The 23237-nt window shown below is 68.6% G+C and carries 18 protein-coding genes; 9 read left to right on the top strand and 9 right to left on the bottom strand.

The annotated features are described in order from the left end of the window. Positions 1-81: 81 nt before the first annotated feature. The gene (locus AMK34_RS05225) at positions 82-2124 is read left to right on the top strand and encodes a M3 family metallopeptidase (protein ID WP_038513215.1); all 2043 of its coding nucleotides are present in this window, start codon (positions 82-84) and stop codon (positions 2122-2124) included. 57 nt (positions 2125-2181) lie between these two features. Here the strand turns inward: AMK34_RS05225 and AMK34_RS05220 are convergent, their stop codons facing one another. Then, complete coding sequence (locus AMK34_RS05220; protein WP_073843312.1) at positions 2182-3405, bottom strand: aminotransferase class V-fold PLP-dependent enzyme; 1224 nt, start codon at positions 3403-3405, stop codon at positions 2182-2184. Here AMK34_RS05220 and AMK34_RS05215 point away from each other — a divergent pair. Beyond that, positions 3404-4777, top strand: a complete 1374-nt coding sequence (locus AMK34_RS05215; RefSeq protein WP_073843311.1) for an aminotransferase-like domain-containing protein — start codon at positions 3404-3406, stop codon at positions 4775-4777. The two genes, AMK34_RS05220 and AMK34_RS05215, sit on opposite strands and share 2 nt — an antisense overlap. Positions 4778-4803: 26 nt before the next feature. Here AMK34_RS05215 and AMK34_RS05210 read toward each other — a convergent pair whose 3' ends face one another. Next, positions 4804-5433 carry a hypothetical protein gene (locus AMK34_RS05210; RefSeq protein WP_073843309.1) on the bottom strand — a complete coding sequence of 210 codons (630 nt, stop codon included), beginning with the start codon at positions 5431-5433 and terminating at the stop codon, positions 4804-4806. Between the two features lie 70 nt (positions 5434-5503). Beyond that, positions 5504-7303, bottom strand: coding sequence for a right-handed parallel beta-helix repeat-containing protein (locus AMK34_RS05205; RefSeq protein ID WP_073843307.1), 1800 nt, complete (start codon positions 7301-7303; stop codon positions 5504-5506). 88 nt (positions 7304-7391) lie between these two features. Here AMK34_RS05205 and AMK34_RS05200 point away from each other — a divergent pair, with 88 nt between their 5' ends. Together AMK34_RS05200 and AMK34_RS05195 are read left to right on the top strand one after the other, a co-directional pair. After that, positions 7392-8261: a TetR/AcrR family transcriptional regulator C-terminal domain-containing protein gene (locus AMK34_RS05200; protein ID WP_073843305.1), complete on the top strand. Its 870-nt coding sequence runs from the start codon at positions 7392-7394 to the stop codon at positions 8259-8261. A 91-nt stretch (positions 8262-8352) separates the two neighbouring features. Next, the gene (locus AMK34_RS05195) at positions 8353-9486 is read left to right on the top strand and encodes an SWIM zinc finger family protein (RefSeq protein ID WP_073843303.1); all 1134 of its coding nucleotides are present in this window, start codon (positions 8353-8355) and stop codon (positions 9484-9486) included. On the opposite strand, the gene AMK34_RS05190 is transcribed toward AMK34_RS05195, so the two are convergent. Further along, the gene (locus AMK34_RS05190; RefSeq protein WP_073843301.1) at positions 9469-11916 is read right to left on the bottom strand and encodes a DUF6493 family protein; all 2448 of its coding nucleotides are present in this window, start codon (positions 11914-11916) and stop codon (positions 9469-9471) included. The genes AMK34_RS05195 and AMK34_RS05190 overlap by 18 nt on opposite strands. An 80-nt stretch (positions 11917-11996) precedes the next feature. Next, complete coding sequence (locus tag AMK34_RS05185) at positions 11997-12836, bottom strand: NAD(P)-dependent oxidoreductase (protein ID WP_083649743.1); 840 nt, start codon at positions 12834-12836, stop codon at positions 11997-11999. Between the two features lie 52 nt (positions 12837-12888). Here AMK34_RS05185 and AMK34_RS05180 point away from each other — a divergent pair, with 52 nt between their 5' ends. Beyond that, positions 12889-13272 (top strand): MerR family transcriptional regulator, encoded by a 384-nt coding sequence (locus AMK34_RS05180; protein ID WP_073843297.1) that lies wholly within the window; start codon positions 12889-12891, stop codon positions 13270-13272. A gap of 12 nt (positions 13273-13284) precedes the next feature. Here the strand turns inward: AMK34_RS05180 and AMK34_RS05175 are convergent, their stop codons facing one another. Next, complete coding sequence (locus AMK34_RS05175) at positions 13285-14274, bottom strand: malate dehydrogenase (RefSeq protein WP_016334432.1); 990 nt, start codon at positions 14272-14274, stop codon at positions 13285-13287. 43 nt (positions 14275-14317) lie between these two features. Beyond that, entirely contained in the window at positions 14318-14806 is a 489-nt protein-coding gene (locus AMK34_RS05170) for a MarR family winged helix-turn-helix transcriptional regulator (protein WP_073844588.1), read from the bottom strand. A 91-nt stretch (positions 14807-14897) separates the two neighbouring features. On the opposite strand from AMK34_RS05170, the gene AMK34_RS05165 reads away from it, so the two are divergent. The 4 genes from AMK34_RS05165 to AMK34_RS05150 all read left to right on the top strand — a co-directional run bounded on the left by AMK34_RS05165 (position 14898) and on the right by AMK34_RS05150 (position 17937). Beyond that, on the top strand, positions 14898-15308 hold the full coding sequence (locus AMK34_RS05165; protein ID WP_038513234.1) for a nuclear transport factor 2 family protein: 411 nt from the start codon (positions 14898-14900) through the stop codon (positions 15306-15308). Between the two features lie 8 nt (positions 15309-15316). Then, positions 15317-16171 (top strand): LLM class F420-dependent oxidoreductase, encoded by an 855-nt coding sequence (locus AMK34_RS05160; protein WP_073844586.1) that lies wholly within the window; start codon positions 15317-15319, stop codon positions 16169-16171. 256 nt (positions 16172-16427) lie between these two features. Next, the gene (locus tag AMK34_RS05155; RefSeq protein WP_038513236.1) at positions 16428-17069 is read left to right on the top strand and encodes a DUF4360 domain-containing protein; all 642 of its coding nucleotides are present in this window, start codon (positions 16428-16430) and stop codon (positions 17067-17069) included. Positions 17070-17292: 223 nt separating this feature from the next. After that, positions 17293-17937: a DUF4360 domain-containing protein gene (locus AMK34_RS05150; RefSeq protein WP_038513238.1), complete on the top strand. Its 645-nt coding sequence runs from the start codon at positions 17293-17295 to the stop codon at positions 17935-17937. Between the two features lie 128 nt (positions 17938-18065). On the opposite strand, the gene AMK34_RS05145 is transcribed toward AMK34_RS05150, so the two are convergent. Together AMK34_RS05145 and AMK34_RS05140 are read right to left on the bottom strand one after the other, a co-directional pair. Continuing rightward, the gene (locus AMK34_RS05145; RefSeq protein ID WP_143202336.1) at positions 18066-20153 is read right to left on the bottom strand and encodes an FUSC family protein; all 2088 of its coding nucleotides are present in this window, start codon (positions 20151-20153) and stop codon (positions 18066-18068) included. Continuing rightward, positions 20150-23230: a GH92 family glycosyl hydrolase gene (locus tag AMK34_RS05140; protein ID WP_073843295.1), complete on the bottom strand. Its 3081-nt coding sequence runs from the start codon at positions 23228-23230 to the stop codon at positions 20150-20152. The genes AMK34_RS05145 and AMK34_RS05140 overlap by 4 nt, the downstream gene beginning before the upstream one ends. Positions 23231-23237: the final 7 nt, after the last annotated feature.

Below are 23237 nucleotides of genomic sequence, written 5' to 3'. Positions count from 1 at the left end.
CGCCACGGACGGCATCCACCGGCCCCTCACTGCCCGTAAGGTGGCCAGAACAGCAGATTCGACGACCCGGGAGCAACACCGATGATTTCGCAGGACAACCCGTTCGCCGCGCCGAGTGAGCTGCCCTACGCCCTTCCGCCGTTCGACCGGATCGCCGACGAACACTTCCTTCCCGCCTTCGAAGCGGGCCTTGCCGAGCACGCCGCCGAAATCGAGGAAATCGCCAACTCCGCGGAGCCGCCGACCTTCGAGAACACGATCGTCGCCCTCGAGAAGTCCGGCAGGCTGCTGTCCCGCGTGTCCAGCGTGTTCTTCAACCTCGCCGGATCGAACGCGAACGACGAGATCCAGCGCGTGCAGGCCGAGATGGCGCCGCGGCTGGCCGCGCACGCCGACGCCATCAACCTGAACCCGGCGTTGTTCGCCAGGATCAACTCCTTGTTCGAGCGCAAGGACGAACTCGGCCTCGACACGGAGTCGCTCCGCCTCCTGGAGCGGCACCACACCGACGTGCGCCGGGCAGGCGCCGGGCTGCCCGAGGCCGACCAGAAGCGCCTGCGCGAGTTGAACGAGCAGCTTTCGACGCTCTCGACCCGCTTCCAGCAGAACCTGCTCAAGGACACCAACGAACTCGCCGTGGTCGTCGACGACGTCGCGGAACTCGCGGGACTGGGCGAGGACGAGATCGCCACCGCCGCCGAAACCGCCGGCGAGGAAGGCAAGTACGTCCTCAAACTGACCTTGCCGACGGCGCAGGCAGCGTTGGCCTCGTTGGAGGATCGCGCGCTGCGCGAGCGGATCTTCACCGCGTCGGTTTCGCGCGGCAACCGGGGCAACGAGTCCGACAACAACGGGGTCGTGGCCGAACTGGTCCGCCTGCGGGCCGAGCGGGCCGCCGTACTCGGCTTCCCCGACCACGCGTCGTACGTCATCGAGGACGAGACCGCGAAGACCGCTCAGGCCGCCGTCGGGCTCCTGGAACGTCTCGCGCCGGTCGCGGTCGCCAACGCCAAGGCGGAGGCCGAAGAACTGCAGCGCTACCTCGAAGCCGACATCCCCGGCGCGGTCCTGCGCCCGTGGGACTGGGCGTTCTACGCCGAGCGCGTGCGCAAGGACCGGTTCGAGGTCGACACCGCGGCGCTGCGCCCGTACTTCGAGCTGAACCGTGTGCTGACCGACGGCGTCTTCTTCGCCGCGTCGAAGCTCTACGGTCTGAGCTTCACCGAGCGGGAGGACCTGCCGAAGTACCACCCCGAGGTCCGGATCTTCGAGGTCTTCGACGCCGACGGCTCGGAACTCGGCCTGTTCCTGCTCGACTACTACGCCCGCGACTCCAAGCGCGGCGGCGCCTGGATGAACAACTTCGTCGACCAGACGAAGCTCCTGGGCACCAAGACGGTCGTGGTGAACGTGCTCAACGTCGCCAAACCGCCGGCGGGCGAGCCGACCCTGCTGACCTTCGACGAGGTCGTCACCGCGTTCCACGAGTTCGGGCACGCGCTGCACTCGCTGCTTTCCGACGTCGAGTATCCGATGTTCTCCGGCACCAACGTCCCGCGTGACTTCGTCGAGTACCCCTCGCAGGTCAACGAGATGTGGATGCTGTGGCCCGAGGTGCTGGCCAACTACGCCAAGCACCACGTGACCGGCGAGCCGCTGCCGCAGGAGCAGATCGACAAGCTCCTGGCGTCGCAGCAGTACGGCGAAGGTTTCTCGACCACCGAGTACCTCGCGGCGTCGCTCCTCGACCAGGCGTGGCACGCGCTGGGCACCGAGGACAACGTCGACGACGTCCAGCGGTTCGAGGCCGAGGCGCTGACCAAGGCCGGGGTCGCGCTGGAAGCGGTGCCGCCGCGCTACCGCACCACCTATTTCGCGCATATCTTCAGCGGCGGCTACAGCGCCGGGTACTACTCCTACATCTGGAGCGAGGTCCTCGACGCCGACACCGTCCAGTGGTTCCGCGAGAACGGCGGGCTCTCCAGGGAGAACGGCGACCACTTCCGCCGCGAACTGCTCGGGCGGGGCGGCAGTGTCGACCCGATGGCCGCCTTCCGCGCGTTCCGCGGCCGTGACCCGGAGATCGAGCCGCTGCTGAAGCGCCGCGGCCTCGCCGGGGCCTGACCCTCCTGACGGTCTCCCCGCCCGGACACCCCCAGTGCCCAGGCGGGGAGACCGCGTTCAGGCGGCGAGTTCGGCGACGGCCGCGGCGACGTCGTCCACTTCCCGCTCGGTGTTGTAGTAGTGCGGACTCAGCCGCAGGCACCAGTCGACGTCCTTGTCCCCGAAGTCGAACTGCGCGAACTCCCGGTAGCTGAGCGCCGAGTTGATCCGCCTGGCATCCATCGCCGCTTTGAAGGGCACGGCCTCCCAGCCCTTGATGGAGAACGTCACCAAGGCACCCAGTTCCGGGCCACGGTCGAGCACTTCGACGCCCGCGATGGCGCCGAGACCTTCCCGCAGCCTGGCCGCGAGCGCGGGGGTGCGCCGTGAGATCGCCTCCAGGCCGACCTCACGGGCATACCTCGCCGCCGTCGCGCAGCCGAGCACGGTGGCGTAAGGGAATTCCCATTCCTCGAACCGGGAAGCCGACTTCGCGGGTTCATACGTGCCGGGCGCGCTCCAGCGGGCGCCGTGCATGTCGATGAACAGCGGCTCGTGCCCGGCTTCGAGGAACCGGTCGGACACGAACAGGAACCCCGAACCGCGCGGGCCACGCAGGAACTTGCGGCACGTCGAAGTGAGCAGGTCGGCGCCGATCTCTTCGACGTCGATGGGGTACTGGCCGATCGACTGGCAGGCGTCGACCAGATACAGCAGGCCGAGCTCTCGGCAGTGCCGTCCGATCTCAGCGACCGGCTGGACGAGTCCCGAGTTGGTCGGGATATGCGTGGCGGCGACCAGTTTCGGTTTCCTCGTGCGCATCAGGGCCGCCATGGCCTCGACGTCGACACCGCCTTCCCGCGTGTCCGGTGCGTGCACGATCTCGACACCGAACCGCTTCCGCAGCGACAGGAACGCGATCTGGTTGGAGATGAAGTCGTTGCGGGTGGTGAGCACGATGTCGCCAGGCTCGAACCGGATCGAGGAAAGCGCGGTGGAGTAGGCGTGGGTGGCGCTCGCCGCGAAGGCGATGTTGCGGGGCCGAGCGTTGATCAACGCGGCGATCTCGCGGTAGAAGCCGGCGACCTGATCCGACCGTGCCGCGGCGGCCTCGTAGCCGCCGAACTCGGCTTCGAGATTCAGATGATCGAGCATGGCGGCCAGTACCGGCTTCGCCAGCAGTCCGCAGCCCGCGTTGTTGAAGTGGACGACCTTCTCGCTGCCCGGCGTATCGGCCCGCAGCGCGGGAATGTCCAGTAGTGATTCCGCGCGATTTCCAGTAGCACTATCATTGTCTTTCATGTCGGATAGTAGCACTTCCGCACTCGTTCTCCAGCTGCGTTCCCTGATCCGCGCGGCGGCCGCGGGGGACCGGTTGCCCAGCAGCCGCGAGCTGATCGAGCGCTACCGAGTCGGCCCGGTGACGGTGTCGCGCGCGATCGCTCTGCTGGCCGCCGAGGGCGCTGTCGTGACCCGCCCCGGAAGCGGGACGTATGTGGCGGCCAGGCCGTCGACGGCGGACGGGCCACTCGACACGGCGTGGCAGACCGTCGCGCTGACCGATCGCAGCGTCGACACCACATCGCTCACCGGCGTCCTCGGCCCGCCACCGGAGGGCGCGATCCTGCTCGACGGCGGATATCCACACCGATCACTGCAGGCGACCCGTTTCCTGAGCGCGGCGCTCGCGCGGGCGGGGCGCCGTCCGGATTCCTGGGACCGGGCACCCGCTGCCGGGCTGGCCGCGTTGAGGTCGGTGTTCGCGGGGCCCGCCGGTGCGTCACCGGACGACGTCCTGATCACCGCCGGCGGCCAGAGCGGGCTCTCCATGGCGTTCCGGGCGATCGCGGCGCCCGGCAGCCCGGTCCTCGTCGAATCGCCGACCTATCCGGGAGCGCTCGCCGCCGCACGGGCTGCGGGGCTCCGCCCAGTGCCGGTTCCCCTCGACGACGACGGGGTCCGGCCGGATCTGCTGGCGGAGGCGTTCGCGATGACCGGCGCCCGGCTCTTCTACTGCCAGCCCACTTTCCACAACCCGACCGGGACCGTGCTCACGCCGGAACGCCGCACTCAGGTCCTCGAGGTGGCGCGCGCGGCGGGCGCTTTCGTGCTGGAGGACGACTTCGCGCGGCACCTCTCGCACGGAGCCACGGCGCCGCGTCCGCTGATCACCGACGATCGCGACGGCACGGTCGTGCATCTGACGTCGGTGACCAAAGCCGCCGCGCCGAGCCTCCGGATCGGGGCGCTGATCGCGCGTGGACCCGTTCTCGACCGGATGAAGGCGATCCGGCGGGTCGACGATTTCTTCGTCTCCCGTCCGCTGCAGGAGGCGGCCCTCGAACTGCTCAGCGCGCCGTCCTGGGAACGTCACGTGCGGAAGCTGGGCTCCGAACTGCGGCAGCGATGCGGAAAGGCGGCCGCCGCGCTGGCAGGGGAGTGTCCTGAGTGGACTGTCGCGCGGTTGCCCGAGGGCGGATTGCATCTGTGGGTGCGGTTGCCGGCGGGGAGTGACGCGAACGCGGTCGCTCGCGCGGCGAGGGAACGGGGAGTCGTGGTGGGGGCAGGGGACCGGTTCTTCGCCGCCGAGCCGGCCGGACCGTTCCTCCGGCTCGGCTTCGCCGCCGCGAACGACGTCGCCGAGCTTGTCGAAGGCATCAAGCGGCTCCGTTAAGTGTATAACGACCTATACGGTGGGGCTCAGGTCAGAATCGCGTCAAGCAACAGGTAAACACCACCGCCGAGGACTACACCGGCGGCCATCCCGGCTGTGACCTCGGCTTTGGTGTGATCCCCGAGTTCGACGCGGGACCAGCAGACCCAGCCGACGCCGAGGAAGACCAAGGCGAGCCAGGGGCCGTAGACGCGGATCAGCATCACGGCCGCACCCGCCGCCACCATCGCGTGCATCGAGATCTTGAACTCGAGCCCGAAGGTGATCGCGAGCGCGGCGACCAGGCAGACGAGTTCGGCGGCCGCGAGCGCGATCATCTCGTGCGGGGCGCCGCCGGCGATCAGGACGACGAAGCCGGCGGTCAGCGAGCCGATGCAGACCGCGAACGGGACGAGCCGTCCGGCGCGATCGGTGACATGGTGGCTGTCCCACTTGCCCTTCCTGGCGCCGCGCACGATCACGGCCATCGGGATCAGCGATCCGGTGACGCCGACGACGAGACCCCAGAGCACCGTCTCGCCGACGTGGTATCCGGTGACCTTCCAGGCGACGATCAGCGGGAGACCGAGCACCCAGACCCAGGGAGCGAGCACCTCGGTCGCGATCCGCGCGAGCCGTCGGCGGGTCCCGGTGGCTTCCGTGGTCTGGGTCGGCATCGCGCGTGGTCTCCTCGATGATCGTGGCCGGAGCGGCTCCTGCCGGACTCGCGCCCGGCAGGAGCGGTGATCATCGTTCCAGACCTCGGCGGCCCGCCCGCGCGAGGATGTCCGCGCCCGCCGGGTCCGCCCGGACGGCATCGTCGAAACTCTCCTTGGGCAGCACCGTGTTCCCGGCCACGGTCACCGTCTCGGGCGGGGTGTCGTAGCCGTCGGGCAGGGCGTCCCAGAAGTTGCCGATGAAGGCGACGTTCTCCATCGGCGGGCCCACCTGGAGCACGATCGGGGTGTCGGCCCGGTGGACGATGTTGCCGAGGACGGTGATCCACGCCGCGCCGTAGTCGGTGTAGAGGCCGAAGTTGTACGAGGTGAGGACGTCGCGGATGACGTTGCCGCGGACCAGCGCCCCGCCGGCGAACGACGAGCCCTGTGGTGCCGACAGGTAGATCCCGCCGCCGTCCATGAGCTTGCCCATGCTGCGCTCGACGAGGTTCGAGATCACCTGCGTGCCCTTGGCGCGCTCGCCGCCGGTGATCACGATGCCGTTGTGCGGGACGTCGTGGATCTCGTTGTGTGCCACGGAGGTCTCCGCGGACTCGACGACGAGGACGGCAGGCGAACCTCGGTACTCGGTGCCGATGTGATGGACGAGGTTGTCTTCGACCGCGACCTGGGTGCTCGCGTGGACGGCGATCCCGCTGCCCGAGATCTCGTCGAAGACGTTCGCCAGAATCCGCACGTCGGTGGCGTCTTCGATCAGCAGGCCTCCCGCGCCGAGTCTGGTGAAGTGGTTGCCTTCCAAGGAGACCCGGCTGACCGACGTGAGGCTGACGTTGGCGGGCAGCTGGACCGGCTCGGCGGGCACATGGACGTAGCCCACGTCCGCGCCGAGGTCGATCTTCTGGAAGTCGCCCCGTTCGTAGCGTGCGTTGCCGTGATAGTGCAGGTAGCCGCCAGTGCGGTCGGGACCGGACCAGGTCGCGTCGGTGAAGGTGAAGCCGCGTAGCACGAGGTCGTGGACGCCTCGTCCGTTGATGAGCGTTTCGAGCATCGGAGCGACGACACTGGTCTCGTTGATCTTCTCGCCGGGCCGCGGGCGGTAGTGCAGGACGTGATCGCCCGTGTCGGTGCGGCGGACGGCGAAGGATCCCGGTTCGGTCAGGAAGGCTGCGTTGTTCTCGAGCGTGGACGGCGCGGCGAGGCCGTCCCAGGCACCGTCGCCACCGGCGCCGTACCACTTGGCGTCGTAGAGGGATTTGGCGTTGTCGAAGGCGGGCTGAGCCATCGTGATCGTGGTCGAGGAGGCGTCGCCGGAGATGGACGCGACCGCGAGCCGGGCTTCGGACCACGGATAGACGCCCGGGTACACGAACTCCAGCCCGGAGGGGTCCGGCCACGATTGAGGCTCCACGCTGTCCGTGACGTAACCAGTGGCTGTTTTCGTCACGCTTCCCGGGAGCCCGTCCGCGCGGGCTGCCCGGGCCGCGGGCTTGCCGTCGACGGTGAGCCGTCGCGGTGCCAGGTCGCCGATCGGCGCGGTCCAGGCGCCGTCGTCGCCTGTCGACCAGCCGGTGATCTCGCGGCCGCCACTCAGTTCGACCTTTGCCTGGTCGGCTGTTCCGTAGCCGTGTGCCTGGTAGATCACGCGGAAGCCGTTCGAGCCGGAATCGGCTTGTGTGTCGGCGAAGGAAAGGGGTTCGTCCAGTCGGTAGACGCCCGTCGTGAAGGAAACGATGACGTCACCGGTCATGGTGGCCGTCGCGGCGCGGACCGCCTTCTGGGCGGCTTTCGGCGTGGCGAACGGCCGGTCGGCGGTGCCAGGCCAGTCGTCGCTGCCGTCCGGAGATACGAAGAACCTGATTTCGGGCATGCTGAAGCGCTCCTGCGAGAGGTATATGGGATATACTGAGGTTTATCAGCTAAACACGAACGAGCGAAGAGCGTCAAGGGAGTAGCGGGTGGCGGAAGACGACGCGCAGCCGGATCCGGAGCGCGCGATCGAACTGCTGTGGGGGGCGTCCGAGCCGGAGCGGCCCGGATTGAGCCTCGGCCGGATCGTCGCGGCGGCCGTCGAGGTCGCGGACGCCGAAGGGCTCGCGTCGCTGTCGATGCGCAAGGTCGCGGAACGGTTCGGCACCACCACCATGTCGCTCTACCGGTACGTCCCCGGCAAGGCGGAACTGGTGGAACTCATGCGTGACGCGGTGTACGGCGAGTTCCCAATGGGGTCTTCGGACGGGCTCGGCTGGCGAGCGGGCCTCGAACGTTGGGCGCGACTGGCCTGGGAGAGGTATCACCGGCATCCGTGGCTGGTCCACAGCGCCGGGTCCCGCCGCCTGCCGGGGCCGAACATCATGGCCGGCTATGACCATGCGCTGGACGTGGCCTCGCGTAGCGGTCTGGCGCCGGCGCAGGTGATCGCGGTGGTGAACCTGGTGGGCGGATTCGTCGAGTCGGCCGCGCGTCAGGCGGGGGAGGCCGCGGAGCTCCAGCGGCGCACGGGGGTGACCCATGAGCGCTGGTGGAGCGAACGCGAGTCACTCTTCGAGCGTCTGGACCGCTATCCGGCGCTGGAGCGGCTGTGGAAGGCCGGGGGAATGGATGCTCCGCTGGACGCCTTCGAGTTCGGGCTACGGCGGACCCTCGACGGTGTCGAGGCGCTCATCCAAAGCCAGGGGAGTGAGGTAATCAGTGACGAAACCGGGGGAGGGGAGTGCGTCGTCTGCGGTAAGCCGTTGGACGGGGGAGGGCGGGGCCGGCCTCGGGATTACTGCTCGCGGGCGTGCCAGCAACGCGCCTACCGGCGTCGTCAGTCTCAAAGTGTATAACGACCTATTCAGCCGGGCATAGAACAAGATCAACTTCAGGTTCATTGCAAAACCCGCAAAGACTGTCGGGACCCCTGGCTAGGGTTGTCCGGTGATCACCGAGGTCTTGCTGGAGCAGCTGGAAGAGGACGCCCCGACGTCCGTGCTCTTCCAGGGTTTTCTGGAGCCCGGAGCACAGGCGGCCCAGGCGCTGCTTGTGCTCGGGAAGGTCGCCCGCACCCGGTTCTGGATGCCTCCGTCCATGGTGAACCGGCTGATCGCCGAGTCCGATCCGGTGTTCACCGCGGACCGGACGACGTTACGCGCGGAGGCTTTCTCGCCGTGCTGTGGCCTGTACGCCAGGCTGGATCTGCTGGAAGCGGGTGACCTCGGCGAGGGTTGCACCAATGTGGACCTGTCTGAGGCGACGCGAACCGTTCTGGCCGGGGTCGTCGCCCAGGATCCGTTGCACTTGACCGTTCGCGGCGAGGGGATCCGGCTCCGCACTCTCGACGGGCAGAACGACGAGTCCGTGGTGCCGCTGCCGGATCGCTGGGTGTCGGGGTTCGCCGAGGTCGCCGCCGTCACGGCGGGAGCGATCGAGAAGGCGGAGCTGGACAAGGCGGAGACACGGAACTTCTTGCGGAGGCTGCCCACGTCGGTCGGCAAGTCGTGGGCGGTGGCGTCGGGCCGTGGGTTGCGGCTGACGTCACGGCCGGGGCGGGATTCGATCCCGGCGACCGGGCTCCATCGGTTGCGGGTCGTCGAGCCGCTCGTCCGGTTCGCTCAGGGGCTGACCGTCTACACGCGACCGGACAGCGAGGTCGCGACCTGGGTGCTGCGGTTGGAGCGAGCGCGGCTCGTGGTCACGTTGTCCCCGGAGCCGTCCCGGGGTTTCTCGGGTGAAGGCGGTTGGCTGAACGCGCTGGCGGCGGGTCTCGATGCGCCGGAACTCGTCGCGGGTCGCGCCGGTCACGACGTCGTCGACGGCACGTGGTTCCCGCGCGAGCTGCCGAGCGGGGCCGCTCCAGCGAACGGTCGGCTGACGAAAGCCCGTGAGCTCCTTGCCGCCGGAGCCGTCCGGATGTTGCCGGACGGTGGCTACGAGATCACCCGCGCCGGCTCGGTGCAGCGCGTCCGGCTTTCGCCCGCCGGATGCACGTGTGCATGGTGGGCCAAGCATCAGGAGAACCGAGGGCCTTGTTCGCATGTGCTGGCGGCCCGGATGTCAGCCGCTGAGTCGTGACGCCGCCTTCGCCGCTTTCGAACTGCCCTTGAAGCCGGTGAGCCACTCCTTCGTTTCGGCGCTGATCGTGCCCGCGCCGCGGTCCACGAGGTCCGCGGCGAGTTCCAGCAGCGCGAAGATGCCGCGGTGTGAGGGCTCCAGCTTCGGCAGCAATGTGTCCAGTGTGGACAGTACGGCGATCGGGTGTTCGTTCGCGATGACCGAGAGCCGGGGCGCCAGTCGCGTGATGATGAGCTGCGGGCCGAGTGCGCCCAACGCCTCGCCGAGCGCGCGGGGGCCGAGCATCCGACGGTCCAGCAGGGTCAGCACGGCGTCCGTGCCGAGCTGGACGGCGGCGGGGCGTTTCAGCGCGAGGGTGGTGGCGAGGAGCATCGTGCCGGGGATGCCCGGGACCGAGGGGCTGTCGAGGAACGGAGGCAGCGCGGCCTTCTCCACGGGATAGCCGACTTCGATGTCGTTGAAGTACAGGTTTCCGGCGACGGTGGCTTCGAGGTGGTCGCGGTCGTAGGGGGAGGAGACCGCTTCGTGGCATTCGGTGAAGCCGAGCCACTCGGTGGCCCGGTTCTCGAAGGGCGTGCCCAGCCAGGGAACCTCCTGCGCGGCGGGTTCCGGGGTTCGTTCGATGTCCAGTGTGTTCGAGCCGTAGTCGGTAAGACCGGCTTTCAACGTCCAGGTGGTCGGTGGTCCGGGTTCGCCGCGGAGCGCGGCGGCGGGGTCGGCGGATTCGGGGTGCCGGGCGCGGGCTGCGGCGAGGGCGGTCCAGCCTGTGTCGTCGATGGGCGGCCCGCCGAGGGCGTAGCGGATGGTGTCGGCGTGCGGTCCGGTGAGTTCCGTGGCGAGCGCGAGGGCCGCGGGCCTTGTGTCGGGGGCGAGACGGAGCAGTGCGTCGGCGACGTCGTCTTCGGCCGCGTCGGGATGTTCGAGCATGCGGGCGACGAAGACGACGGGGTCGAGCCAGCCGCCTTGGTGGGTGGCGGCGGAGACGGGGACGGCGGTGCCGTCGAGGAGGGCGGTGATCCGGTGGTGGAGGGGGCGGCGCCAGCCGTCGACCTGCGGTAGAGGGGCGACGTCGCGGCCGGTGAGGCCGAGGACGAGCGTGGCGATCATCTTCGGCACCGCCGCGCTGTATTGCTGGGCGGCGATTCGCGCGGCGCGTTTCACCAGCGGTTTGAGGGCGTCCTGGAGCTCGCCGGCGACACGGTGGGCCCCGTCGAGGGCGGCCAAGAGGAGGTCGGCCTGGTCGGGGTCGGCGAGCAAGGAGGAGAGGGCTTCGGCGACCGCGGCGGGGGTGTCGGGGACTTCGAGCGGGACGGTCAGCGTTTTGCGCTGGTCCCACGGTGTTCGGGTGGGTTCCGGGTACTCGGCGGTCTCGATGACGGGCGGCGCCTCCGGGGTGACACCGAGCCGGGTGGTGGCGATGGCGCGGACGTCGGAGGCTTCGTGGGTGAGTGCCGCTTCGAAGACTTCGTTGGCGAGGTCGGTGAGTTCGGGTCGCCGGTCGGCGATGCGGCCGGCGAGTTTGAGTGCGAGTTTGGCGGTGGCGGCGCCGCGTCCGGCCGCTGCGGCGGGGAGGTGCTGGAGCGCGATTTCGTCGTCGAGCGTGCCTTGTTTGTCCACAAGGGACAGTGCTTTGACGGCGAAGGAGACGGTGCGGGGGAGGCTGCTTCCGCACAGCCGGGCGTAGCGGTGCTGAGCCGCCGTGCGTTCGTCCGGGGTGGGGGCGAGCGCTTCGTGGAGTGCGGCGTACCACTGGGCGCGGAAGGCGGCGAAGTCGCGGGCGAGTACGTCCAGGGTGAGGTCGAGGAGCCGGGTGCGGTCGAGTTCGCCGGTTCCGGTGAGTTCGAGCAGCGCGGTGGACCATTTGTCCTGGTCGCGGACGTACTTGTCGAAGGCGGCGAAGCTGCCGTCGGCGTTGCCTTCGATCGTGAGCAGTTCCCAGATCTCGGTGAGGGCTTCGCGTTCGGTCCGGAGCCGTTCGGCCAGCGATTTCCCGCGGAAGCGTTCGGCCCAGCGGAACCAGCCGGTGTGGTATTCCGGTGTCCGGATGGGTTCGAGGTCGCCGTCGAGGACCATGCGGCGGATGGCTTCCCAGGCGGTGTGGTGGCCGATCATGCGTAACGCGATCGTCTTGCGTTCGGTGAGCGAGCGGTCCTGCAGGACGCGTTCGAGGATCGTGGGCGAGGCGATCCAGAGTTTGCGCAGCAGGGGGTCGCTCGCGGGGAGGGCGGTCCAGAGGGCGGTCGCGGCTTGCTGGGCCCTGAGCGGGTTGCGGGCGCCGTAGGTGTCGGGCTTGATCTCGACGAACTCGCGGCTGTCCTTGAACGTGGCCAGTAGTTCGGGGACGAGGGCTTTCCGCTCGGCTTGGGAAAGCTCGAGGGCCCTGGTGAGGACTTCCGAGGGCTGGCCGGTGAGGAGCGCGTCGAGGTGCACGGGCCCATTGTGTCGTGTGTGGTGAGGCCGGTTCTAACCGTCCTCACCACACACGAGACCAGGCCAGTTCGCCCTGGCTCTCACGGAAGTGCGGCGAGCCTGCCGAATCCGTCTTCCCCGTGTCCGGCGTCGATGGCTCGCCGGACTTCGGCGCGGGCGGCGGACAGGACGCCGTTGTCGAGGTCTTGCGCGCGGATCGCGTCGAGGACGTGGTCCATCGTCGCGGCTGTGGAGTGGAGGGTGCCCGCGTCGCCGGAGTAGTTTCCGGTGGCGACCTGTTCGGCGAGCAGGTCGATCATGGCGGGGAAGAAGCCGAGGAGTGCCTTGGCGTGTTCGGCGATGTCGGCGGCGGGGATGCCTTCCGCCTTGGCGAGCGTGAACATGTGGATCACGCCGCTCATGGACGTCCAGAGCATGTCCTGCAACGACGCGTCGAACGCGGCGGCCCGGCCGGGGGAGTCGCCGACGTACAGCACGTTCTCGCCGAGCGCGGCCAGTGTGGGCCGGTGTGTTTCGTAGACGTCGGCGGGGCCGCTGAAGAACAGGGCGGCGTCCGGGCCGCCGATGGCGTCGGTGGTCGCCATGATGACGCCGTCGAGGTAGTCGATGCCGTGCCCGGCGGCCCATTCCGCCATCGCGCGGGCCTGTTCCGGTGAGCCGCCGCTGAGGTTCACCAGGGTGCGGCCTTTGAGTGCGTCGGTGTCGAGGATCGATCGCGCGACGGCGTAGTCGCGCACGCAGACGATCACGAGCGGGCCGGCCGTGATCGCTTCGGCGGCGGTCGCGGCGACGGCGGCGTCGAGGCCGTTTTCCTTGCCAGGGGTGCGATTCCAGACGGTGGTGGGGTGGTCGGCGGCGATGAACGCGGCGGCGAGGGCGTGTCCCATGGGGCCGAGTCCGAGGACGGTCACGGTGGTCATGGCGGCTAAGCTAAACCTTGACATCCACGTGAGAGTCAAGTCGGGAGTGCGGATGCGGATCGGGGAATTCGCGCGGCGGACCGGCGTCAGCGAGCGCGCGTTGCGGTACTACGAGGAGCAGGGTCTGCTCACCCCGGGGCGGCGTCCGAGTGGTTATCGCGTCTATGGGGACGCCGACGTGGCGGCGGTGCGGCGGATCAGGATCCTGCTCGGGGCGGGGCTGAACACCGCGCAGATCCTGGAGATCCTGCCCTGCATCGTCGACGAGGACGGCTGGTTGACCCCCGATTGCCCGGAGCTGGTCGAAGCCCTGCGGGAGCAGCGTGCCCGGATCGACAGCGCGATCGGCGAGCTGGAGAGCACGCGCGCGAACCTCGACACGATCATCGGCCGCGAAAAGGCGGCCGTGTCCCGGGGGACACGGCCGCCTTCGTGAGGTGGTTCAGGCTCAGATGAGGCCGAGCTTCTTCACCGCGTCGCGCTCTTCGGCCAGCTCGTTGACCGAAGCGTCGATGCGGGCGCGCGAGAAGTCGTCGATCTCCAGGCCCTGGACGATCTTGTACTCGCCGTTCGCGGCGGTGACCGGGAACGAGGAGATCAGGCCCTCCGGGACACCGTAGGAACCGTCGGACACGACCGCCGCCGAGGTCCAGTCACCCTCGGGGGTGCCGTTGACCCAGGTGTGGACGTGGTCGATCGCCGCGGAGGCGGCCGACGCCGCGGAGGACAGGCCGCGGGCCTCGATGATCGCCGCGCCGCGCTTGGCGACGGTCGGGATGAAGTCGTCGGTGAGCCAGGCCTGGTCGGTGATGACCTCGGTCGCGGCCTTGCCGGACACCTCGGCGTGCGCGATCGACGGGTACTGGGTCGCGGAGTGGTTGCCCCAGATCGCGACCTTCTTCAGTTCGGTCACCGGTACGCCCAGCTTCTTCGACAGCTGCGCGAGGGCGCGGTTGTGGTCGAGGCGGGTCATCGCGGTGAAGCGGTCGGCCGGGACGTCGGGCGCGTGCGCTTGGGCGATGAGGGCGTTGGTGTTGGCCGGGTTGCCGACGACGAGGACCTTGATGTCGCTCGCCGCGCCGGCGTTGATGGCCTCACCCTGCGGCTTGAAGATGCCACCGTTGGCCTCGAGCAGGTCGCCGCGCTCCATGCCCTTCGCGCGGGGACGGGCGCCGACGAGCAGGGCGACGTTCGCGCCCTCGAAGGCCTGCTTCGGGTCGTCGAAGATGTCGATGCCCGACAGGAGCGGGAACGCGCCGTCTTCGAGTTCCATCGCGGTGCCCTCAGCCGCCTTGACCGCCTGCGGGATCTCCAGGAGCCGCAGCTTCACCGGGGTGTCCGGGCCGAGCAGCTGACCGGACGCGATGCGGAAGAGCAGCGCGTAGCCGATCTGGCCGGCCGCACCGGTGACGGTGACGTTGACAGGGGCTTGGGTCATTGCGGTTCTCCAGCTTGAGGCGACATCGACTTGTACCGCGATGCTAGTCCTGTCCCGAGTCGCCGTTCGGGTGCGTCCAGTCACTGTTTTCTTGATCGATGCCGTCGGCGGCCACGTTCGCGGCGAGTCGCGAGAGCAGCCCGGCCAGCGTGGTGATCTCTTCGTCGCTGAACCCGGCCCGGATCCGTTTGTCGTGCGCGATCGCCGCCTTCGCCAGCCGGTGGAAGACCGTTTCACCCTCGTCGGTGAGTTCGACGACGTGCACCCGCCGGTTGTCGGGATCGCGCCGCCGGGTGATCAAGCCCGCACTCTCCATGGCGTTCAGGTGATGGGTGAGCGTGGCGCCCTGGATGCCGACCGCGGCCGCGAGCTCTCGCTGGTTGGCGACGCGCCGGGTCTTGAGCGTGATCAGGATCTGCCAGACGGGCTGTGAGCCGCCGTCGGCGGCCAGTGCCTGATCGAAGGCACGCCCGACGGACTTGGCGGTCTTGGCGAGGACGACCCCGATGGGTGCCGCGGTGGGTTTCTGCACGTCCCGGAGCATAGCGCATCACTCTAAGGGTTTGACATCGAATCATTCGATATCTAACGTTGAAGGCGTCGAACGAAACGGAGGAAACGCCATGCGCAGTACGGAGAACGAGATCCGCGACCTTGGGGCCCGCTGGGCCGACGCCGAGGTCCGCGGCGACACGGAGGCACTCGACGCGATGACCACCGCCGACTTCACCCTGGTCGGGCCGCTGGGATTCGTACTCGGGAAACCGCAATGGCTGCAGCGCTATCGCGGCGGCGACCTGGTCACCGAGAAACTCGACTGGACCGAGGTCGACGTCCGCGACCACGGCACGGCCGCCGTGTCCGTCGGCGTGCACACCCAGGAGGGCACTCATCAGGGGAACCGCGTCGACGGCCGGTTCCGCGTCACCCACGTGTTCGTCCGCGACGACGACCGCTGGCTCATCGCCGGCATCCACCTGAGCCCGATCGGCGGGCCGCCACCCTTCGCTCGCCCCGAAGCCCCCGGAAGATGAGGAAGATCATGCGAATCAGCGTCAGCGTCACCGACTTCTCCTGGCCCGGCGGTCTGGTCGACAACCTTCTCGACATCGCCCGGACGGCCGACGCGACCGGGCTCGACACCTTGTGGGTCGCGGACCACCTCCTGCAGACCGCGCCGGGCAGCACGCCGGACTCGGAGATGCTGGAGGCGTACACGACGCTGGGTTTCCTCGCCTCGGCGACGTCCCGGATCCGGCTCGGCACCATGGTCAGCGCCGCCACCTTCCGGGCTCCCGCCCTGCTGGTGAAGGCGGTCACGACCCTCGACGTCCTTTCGCGGGGCCGCGCCTGGCTCGGCATCGGCGCCGGTTATCAGGAGGACGAGGCCCGCGCGATGGGACTGTCGCTTCCGCCGGTCGTCGAACGGTTCGAGCGACTGGAGGAGACCCTCCGCATCGCCGGCCGGATGTGGGACGGCGACACGTCGGAATTCGTCGGCAGGCACTACCGGCTGGAGCGGCCGGTGAACAACCCTTTGCCGGTGCGGCGGCCGAAGGTGCTCATCGGCGGCACCGGGCCGAAACGGACCCTGCGGCTGGTCGCCGAGCACGCCGACGCCTGCAACCTCTTCGACATTCCCGACGGAGGCAAGACCGTCCGCGCGCAGCTGGACGTCCTCGCCCGGCACTGTGCCGATGTCGGACGGCCCGTCGAGGAGATCGAGAAGACCATCGCGACCCGGCTCGCGCCGGGGGAGTCCTCAAAGGACTTCGCCGGCCGGTGCGACGAGTTCGCGTCCTGGGGGCTGGACCACGTCGTGGTGATCACCGCCGGCGCTTGGGAACCCGGCGCGGTGGCCGTGCTCGGTGAAGCCGCGAGCCTGCTGGCAGCCTGAACCGGCTTGTCTCCGCGAAATCGTCAACGGTGAAGCCGCGAAAGCATTTTTCATATCGTGCGAATCGAATGGTGTTTTCCGGGGCCGATGGTGTTCCCATTGGCCCCGGAAAACGGTTACAGTCCATAATATCTTTTCATGAACCGATTGCCGAGACGGTTTCGTCCGATCGGCGGGCGGCATCGTGAAGATCGACTCGCTAGCATGAGTCCGCCCAGTTCCCCGCCCCCCGTGTGGAAGTTTTGGGAAGGACCCCATGCTCAATGCAGTGGTTGCCGCCGTATCTCTTTTCTCGTCGATAATAACGCCGAACAGCATGTCCCCGCCGCCCGGACCGCCGCCCGACCGGGTCGTCATCGACGTCATCACCGTCAACGGGTCCGGTTGTCCGCCGGGTTCGTCCGCCGTGGCCGTGGCCAGGGACAACAGTTCCTTCACGGTCACCTACAGCGAATACACCGCGCAGGTCGGCGTCGGCGCGAAGCCCACCGACTTCCGGAAGAACTGCCAGCTGAACCTCAACATCCACGTGCCGCAGGGATTCACCTACGGCATCGCCAGCGCCGATTACCGCGGTTTCGCATCGCTCGAATCCGGCGCCAAGGCATTGCAGCGGGCGAATTACTACTTCCAAGGGAATTCGCCGACCGCACAGGTGAGCCATCCCGTCAACGGGCCACTGTCGGACAACTGGCAATTCCGTGACGAAGCCGAAGGTGGCGTCATCATCTACAAGCCGTGCGGCGAGGACCGGAATCTCAACGTGAACACGGAACTGAGGGTCGGCGCGGGTTCGTCGGATCCGAAGAAGACCACCAGTTTCATCACGATGGATTCCACCGACGGCGCGTTCAAGACCACCTACCACTTCTCGTGGAAGACCTGCCCGGCCTCCTGACCTCTCCTCCAGGGTGACGGCCTGCTTCCCGGTCCGGAAGAAGGCCGTCCCACCCATGCCCGGTCAGGGCCTTGGCCGCTCTGAACGAGGACTTCACCGCTCGTCGCCGCCCTGCCCGGCGGCGACGAGTCTTCTCGACGACCCCATTTCCGGCGGGCGGCAGGGAGAAATCGTCTCGCTGAATCCGCCGATCCCGCCGTGTCGAAGCTTTGGGAAGGATCCCATGCTCAACGTGCTGGTCGCTGCCGTAACGCTTTTCTCCTCGGTCGTCACCCCGAACGCGTGGGTGCCGCCCCCGTTGCCGTCCGACAAGATAGTCATCGACGTCGTGACGGTCAACGGAACCGGATGCAAACCCGGTACGGCGGCCGTTTCCGTATCGCCGGACAACACCGCGTTCACCGTCACCTACAGCGAATACACCGCCCAGGTCGGCGTCGGCGCGAAACCGACCGATCTGCGCAAGAACTGTCAGCTCAATCTCTACGTCCACGTGCCGCAGGGATTCACCTACGGCATCGCGGGCACCGACTACCGCGGCTTCGCCTCCTTGGCCGCGGGAGCCACCGGACTGGAACGCGCCAACTACTACTTCCAAGGCAATTCGCCGACGTCGTACGTGAACCACAGTCTCAAAGGCCCGTTCGAGGACAACTGGCAGTTCACCGACGACATCGAAGTCGGTGCCATCGTCTACAAACCCTGTGGTGAGGACCGGAACTTCAACATCAACACGGAACTGCGGGCCGCGGTCGGCACTTCCGATCCGAAGAAGACCACCAGCTTCGTCACCATGGACTCGACCGACGGTTCCATCAAGACCACGTACCACTTCTCGTGGAAGAACTGCCCGAAACCGAAGAACTGACCCCTGAAAACCTTGTGAGTGCTCGCGGATGGTTTGAAGTACATGAAGGCCCCCTTCCTTGCGTCTAGCGCAAGGAAGGGGGCCTTCATGTACTTGGGGAAGGGGTCTTCACGGACCGACCTGGGACGTCACGGCTTCCCGGACGGCTCCGGATCGGTGGCCTCCACCCCGAACACCCGCCCCAACGCGATCACCGTCTCGTCCAGATGCCCGAGACTCGTCAGCACCGAACGCGCCCGCGGATCGTCGATCCGGTCCGCCACCGGCGTCCCGTCGTCCCGGACCAGCGTCCCGTGCCCCGAACCGCCGGGATCACCGATCGCCTCCCGCAGTACGGCGGTGTTCGCCCGGATCCGCCCGGTGTACAGCAGCAGCCGGTCCGCCTCGTTGAGCAGCAGCCCCGCCTGCGACCGCGCCGCGACGTGCCGGGCGCGGAACGCGATCGTCTCCACCGTCGTGAGCACGTGCCAGCCGTAGTCCCGGCGGCTGCTGAGGTTCACCGGATGCGTCAGCGGCTCGATCGTCGTGCGGACCTTGTCCACCGCCCGGTCCAGGTCACGCGACTTCTCGATGACGCTCACGTTCTCCGCACCGGACAACAGACCCGCGGTCTTCTCGACGAACTCGTCCAGTTCCTCCAGCAACGCCGAGACGTCGTCGAGCATCACCGCGCGCGTGCGCACCGGCACGATCACCACCGCCGCCAGCACCCCGGCCGCCGCGCCGACCGCGGTCTCCGCCACGCGGATCCACAGCACCTCGAGGCTGAACGTCCCCAACAGGCTGTACAGCAGCCCGAGCATGCTGGTGATGAAGAACGCCATGATCACCTGCGACACCCGCGCCATGTAGACCATGCCGAACACGCACACCAGGATCAGCGCCAACGTCGCCGGCACACTGCCCGACACGAGCAGCGTCAGCACCAGCCCGCCCACGATCCCGATCAGCGTGCCGCCGATCCGCCGGACGCCCTTGACGAACGTCGCCCCCGCGGTCGACGAGCCGATGAACACCACGAACACGGTCAGTACCGCCCAGTACCACCGCTGGCTCGACACCAGTTCCCCGCCGAGCACGGCGAGCCCGCCACCCACGACGGCCTGGATGGCGCTGCGCGTCTGGTTGTCGTAGGCGAACGCCGACGACTTCTCCTCGTCGGGGTCCTCGGGATCGTCGACGGCATCGGAGACGTCGTGTTCGGCGACCCGCTGCGCGCGCACGTCGGCCAGCGCGAGTTCGGCGAGCGCGCGCCGGACGCCGTCACCGGGCGCGGCGTGCTCGTCGATCCGGCTGCCTTCCACCAGCATCTTGCTGAACTCTTCGGTCTCGCTGATCAGCGGCAGCTCCCGCGGATCGCGCTCGATCAGCGACCGGAACCGCCGCATCCGCGCGATCAGATCGTCGCGGACGACGTCGTCGAGATCCTCGGCGCAGGTGCGCTGCACCGTGATCGTCAGCCACTGCACCGCGAGCTCGACCTCGATGGCCCGGCGGCGCAGCCGGTTCACCGAATCCGCGCCGGTGACCTCCGGCGCCGTGTCCTCGATGAGCAGCACGGACTCGTGCATCCGGGCGTTCGTGGTGCGGAGCCGCTTGCGGGTGCGCTCGCTGCCGCCGACCGCGAGGTGGTCCTCCGCCGCGCGCACCACGGCGGCGAGCCGGGCCCGGAACGCCCGCCGGATCCGCAGGAACTCCGCGTCGGTATGCCGGCGCAGCAGGACGAACCGGACCACCGCGTTGGCCGCGATCCCGATCGTCAGCGCCAGCAGCAGCACCGGGACCTGCTTCAAATGGGTCTGCAGGAACATCGCGAAGAAGAACAGGAAGAACGACAGCGAACCCAGCGCGATCCCGCGTGCACCGAATCGCTGCGCGTAGACCGCGACGAAGATCAGCAACACGAACACGATGCTGTCCAGCGGCGGCACCGCCGAGCCCACACTCGCCGCGGTGAGCGACGCCGCACCGAGGACCAGCCCGAGTATCAGCGTCACCGCCTGCTTCCCCGGGGTCTCGTCGTTGACGGTGAAGGCGGACGTCATCGCAGCGATCGCGGCGACGAGGATGACCGTGAGCGGCTGGTGGAACGGCAGGATGGCCAGCACCGCGACCACGATGCTGAGCACGGCCGAGAAACCGAGCCGGAGCCGGACCAGGCCGGGATCGGAGGCGACCAGACGGTCGGTCGTGGCCTGGGTGATGCGGGAGATCATCGGGCGAGCAGCTCTCCTTGGGCGAGGGTGACCCGCCGGGCGGTGGACGAGGTGACGCGAAGACGGTATCGGGCGTGCCTCACCGGCCCGGCGAGGGCGAACGGCCGCGTCTGACGCCGCCAGCGGAACCGCTCACCTTCCCGCTGGTCCAGCAGCGTCCACTGCTCGCCGTCGTCGGAGCCCTCCAGCACCCACGAACGCGGGTCACCCCGCCGGCTTCCCGAGGTCAGCGTGTACATCACGACCTCACGCGAGGCGTCCTCGACCGGGAACTCGATGACGGGTTCGCGCACGGGGAAGGTGATCTCGGTCTTGGTGGTGTCGTCGAACAGGGGGCCGTCGGCCACCGTGATGTCCGTGAGCGGGCCCGGGGCGGCGGGCTCGGCGGGGGAGCGGCCCCATTCCGACGGCTGCTCGCCCATCGCGAACTTCAGCACCGCGCCCTCGGCCAGCACGGAATGCGACAGCGCGCTGCTGTCGTGGGGTCGCCCGTCGATCGTCAGCCCCTGGACGTACACGGTGTCCTCCGTGTTGCCGGGCGCCTCGACGACCAGGTCCTTCCCGTTCTCCAGGTGGACGGTCGCCTTCGTGAACAGCGGCGAGCCGATCACGTACCCGGGGCTGCCCATCGCAAGCGGGTAGAACCCGAGCGCGGCGAAGACGTACCAGGCGGACATCTCGCCGTTGTCCTCGTCGCCCGGATAACCCTGGCCGAGGTCGCTCCCGACATAGAGCCGCCGCAGGACTTCCCGCACGATCCGCTGCGTCTTCGACGGCGCGCCCGCGTGGTGATAGATCCAGGGAATGTGGTGCGACGGCTGGTTGGAATGCCCGTACTGTCCCATCCGGACGTCGCGGGCCTCGGTCATCTCGTGGATCAGCCCGCCGTAGGAACCCGGTTTGCGGCCGGTCTCCGGGGTCGCGAAGAAGGTGTCCAGTTTGGACTCCAGCGCTTCGGTGCCGCCGTGCAGCGCGGCGAGCCCGGCGCCGTCGTGGGGGACGGAGAACGCGGTGTTCCAGGAATTCGTCTCGGTGAAGTCGCCGCCCCACGCCTCGGGGTCGTAACCCGCGGCACCGAAATGCCGGCTCCCGTCACGGTTGCGGCCCTGGAAGAACCCGATCAGGTGGTCGAAGTGGTTCGCGTACTGCTGCGAGCGCTGCCGGAAGTACGCGGCGTCGTCGCTCCGCCCGAGCGCCTCGGCGAAATTGGCGAGGCCGAAGTCGTTGACGCAGCCCTCCAGCGCCCACGACAGGCCTTCGTGGACCGACGTCGGCGTGAACCCGAGGAAGATCGACTCGTGCAGCCCCTTCCGTCCGACGCTCTGGCCGCTCGGTGTCACGGTCGCGTTCTTCAGCGCCGCTTCGTAGGCGGCCTCGACGTCGAAGCCTCGCACGCCCTTGAGATACGCGTCGGCGAACGCCACGTCGGAGCTGGTGCCGGTCATGAGGTTGGCGTAGCCGGGGGAGGACCAGCGCGAGATCCAGCCGCCCTCGCGGTACTGCTGGACGAACCCGTCGATCATCCGCCCGCACCGGCCCGGGGTGAGCAGGGCGTACGCGGGCCACGTGGTGCGGTAGGTGTCCCAGAAGCCGTTGTTGACGTACATCTCGCCGTCTACGACCTTCGCGCCGGTCTTGGTGCGCGTGCTCGGCCACCACCGGCGGATCACCGGACTCGCGTGACGGACGCCCTTCGGCGTGTCCTCGTGCGCGGAATTCGGATACAGGAAGAGCCGGTAGAGGTTGGAGTAGAACGTGGTGCGCTGATCCTCGGTCGCGCCCTCGATCTCGATCCGGTCCAGCACCTCGGACCACCGGGCGCGGGCTTGGTCACGGACCTGCTCGAAGGTCGTCCCGGCGGGGATCTCCTGGTCGAGGTTCCGCTTCGCCTGCGCGAGGCTGATCAGCGACGTCGCGATCCGCATCGTCACCTCACCCGCGGCGAACTCCACGAACCCGGTCACCGTGCGCCACACCGGACGCCGGATCCTCCCGCCGCGTTCGGCCGGGACGTCGAACTCGGCGTACACGAACATCTGCCGCGCCCCCGCCGACAACCGGCTGCGGACCCACGTGTGCCCGGTGACCACGCCGTTCGCCGCGTCGAGGCGCACACCGCCCCGGTTGCGGGCGTTGTCGAACAACAGCCAGCCGCGATCACCCGGGAAGGTGAAGCGGAACAGCGCCGCGTGATCCGCCGGGGCGATGTCGGTGGTGACGCCGTTGGCGAACCGGACACCGTAGTAATGCGGCCGGTCGATCTCGTCGTCGTGGGAGAACGCGAGCGCGCGGCGGGACCGGTCGGCCTCCACCGGGCCGATGCCCGGCATCACCTGGAAGGTGTGCCGGTCGCCCATCCACGGGCTCGGCTGATGTGACAGCGCGAACGCCTGCAGCGCCGGACGGTTCTCGGCGTCGTTGTGCCCGTGGTAGCCGTAGATCCAGTTGGTGGCGCTCGCGTCGGTGACCGGGGTCCAGAAGTTGAAGCCGTGCGGGATCGCCGTCGCGGGGAAGTTGTTGCCCCGTGAGAACTTGTCGCTGGAATGCGTGCCGCGTGTGGTGCGGACGTGGTCGACCGGCTCACGGATCTCGATCGTGCGCTCGGCGAGCCGGACGTCGTCCACCCAGCCCGCGCTTTCGCCGTCCGGCGGTTCGCTGACCAGGACGATCCGGGTGATCCGCCGTCCGGCGAACGCACCCAGCCGTCGGCGCACGAGATTCCACTGGTCCACGTACAGCGTCTTGCCCAGGCCCTGCTCCGTGGCGCTGAACCCGGCCGACGTCCCGTCGTCGAACTCGACGTCCAGCGCCACGAAGGTGCCGCGATAGCCGGGCACGTCGGACTCGGCCTCCGGGAAGACCACATAGGACAGTTCGGTGTGGCCGGTGACCTCGACGTCCACTTCGAACACCGTCGCGCGCAGCGTGTTCTCGTAGCGGAGCGCGTGCGCGCCGGTGAACCCGACGCCGGGCTTCGCCGTCGGCGACGAACGCGGTCCGGTGCCGACACGCAAGGCCGGATCCACCGGCTGCGGATCACCCGTTTCGAAGGAGGAGAAGAACCCGGTGATCGTCACCAGGCCA

It is taken from the genome of Amycolatopsis sp. CB00013, from assembly GCF_001905755.1.
Taxonomy (GTDB): Bacteria; Actinomycetota; Actinomycetes; order Mycobacteriales; family Pseudonocardiaceae; genus Amycolatopsis; species Amycolatopsis japonica.
Note: the sequence above shows the minus strand (reverse complement) of the source record. Positions and strands in the feature narration are given on the sequence as shown.

Excerpts from the sequence above, each read along its gene's own strand:
- AMK34_RS05215 (WP_073843311.1), top strand. The coding sequence starts at position 3,404 with ATGTCGGATAGTAGCACTTCCGCACTCGTTCTCCAGCTGCGTTCCCTG.
- AMK34_RS05150 (WP_038513238.1), top strand. The coding sequence starts at position 17,293 with ATGCTCAACGTGCTGGTCGCTGCCGTAACGCTTTTCTCCTCGGTCGTC.
- AMK34_RS05185 (WP_083649743.1), bottom strand. The coding sequence starts at position 12,836 with ATGACCACCGTGACCGTCCTCGGACTCGGCCCCATGGGACACGCCCTC.
- AMK34_RS05205 (WP_073843307.1), bottom strand. The coding sequence starts at position 7,303 with ATGCCCGAAATCAGGTTCTTCGTATCTCCGGACGGCAGCGACGACTGG.
- AMK34_RS05180 (WP_073843297.1), top strand. The coding sequence starts at position 12,889 with ATGCGGATCGGGGAATTCGCGCGGCGGACCGGCGTCAGCGAGCGCGCG.
- AMK34_RS05165 (WP_038513234.1), top strand. The coding sequence starts at position 14,898 with ATGCGCAGTACGGAGAACGAGATCCGCGACCTTGGGGCCCGCTGGGCC.
- AMK34_RS05225 (WP_038513215.1), top strand. The coding sequence starts at position 82 with ATGATTTCGCAGGACAACCCGTTCGCCGCGCCGAGTGAGCTGCCCTAC.
- AMK34_RS05155 (WP_038513236.1), top strand. The coding sequence starts at position 16,428 with ATGCTCAATGCAGTGGTTGCCGCCGTATCTCTTTTCTCGTCGATAATA.
- AMK34_RS05175 (WP_016334432.1), bottom strand. The coding sequence starts at position 14,274 with ATGACCCAAGCCCCTGTCAACGTCACCGTCACCGGTGCGGCCGGCCAG.
- AMK34_RS05210 (WP_073843309.1), bottom strand. The coding sequence starts at position 5,433 with ATGCCGACCCAGACCACGGAAGCCACCGGGACCCGCCGACGGCTCGCG.
- AMK34_RS05160 (WP_073844586.1), top strand. The coding sequence starts at position 15,317 with ATGCGAATCAGCGTCAGCGTCACCGACTTCTCCTGGCCCGGCGGTCTG.
- AMK34_RS05145 (WP_143202336.1), bottom strand. The coding sequence starts at position 20,153 with ATGATCTCCCGCATCACCCAGGCCACGACCGACCGTCTGGTCGCCTCC.
- AMK34_RS05220 (WP_073843312.1), bottom strand. The coding sequence starts at position 3,405 with ATGAAAGACAATGATAGTGCTACTGGAAATCGCGCGGAATCACTACTG.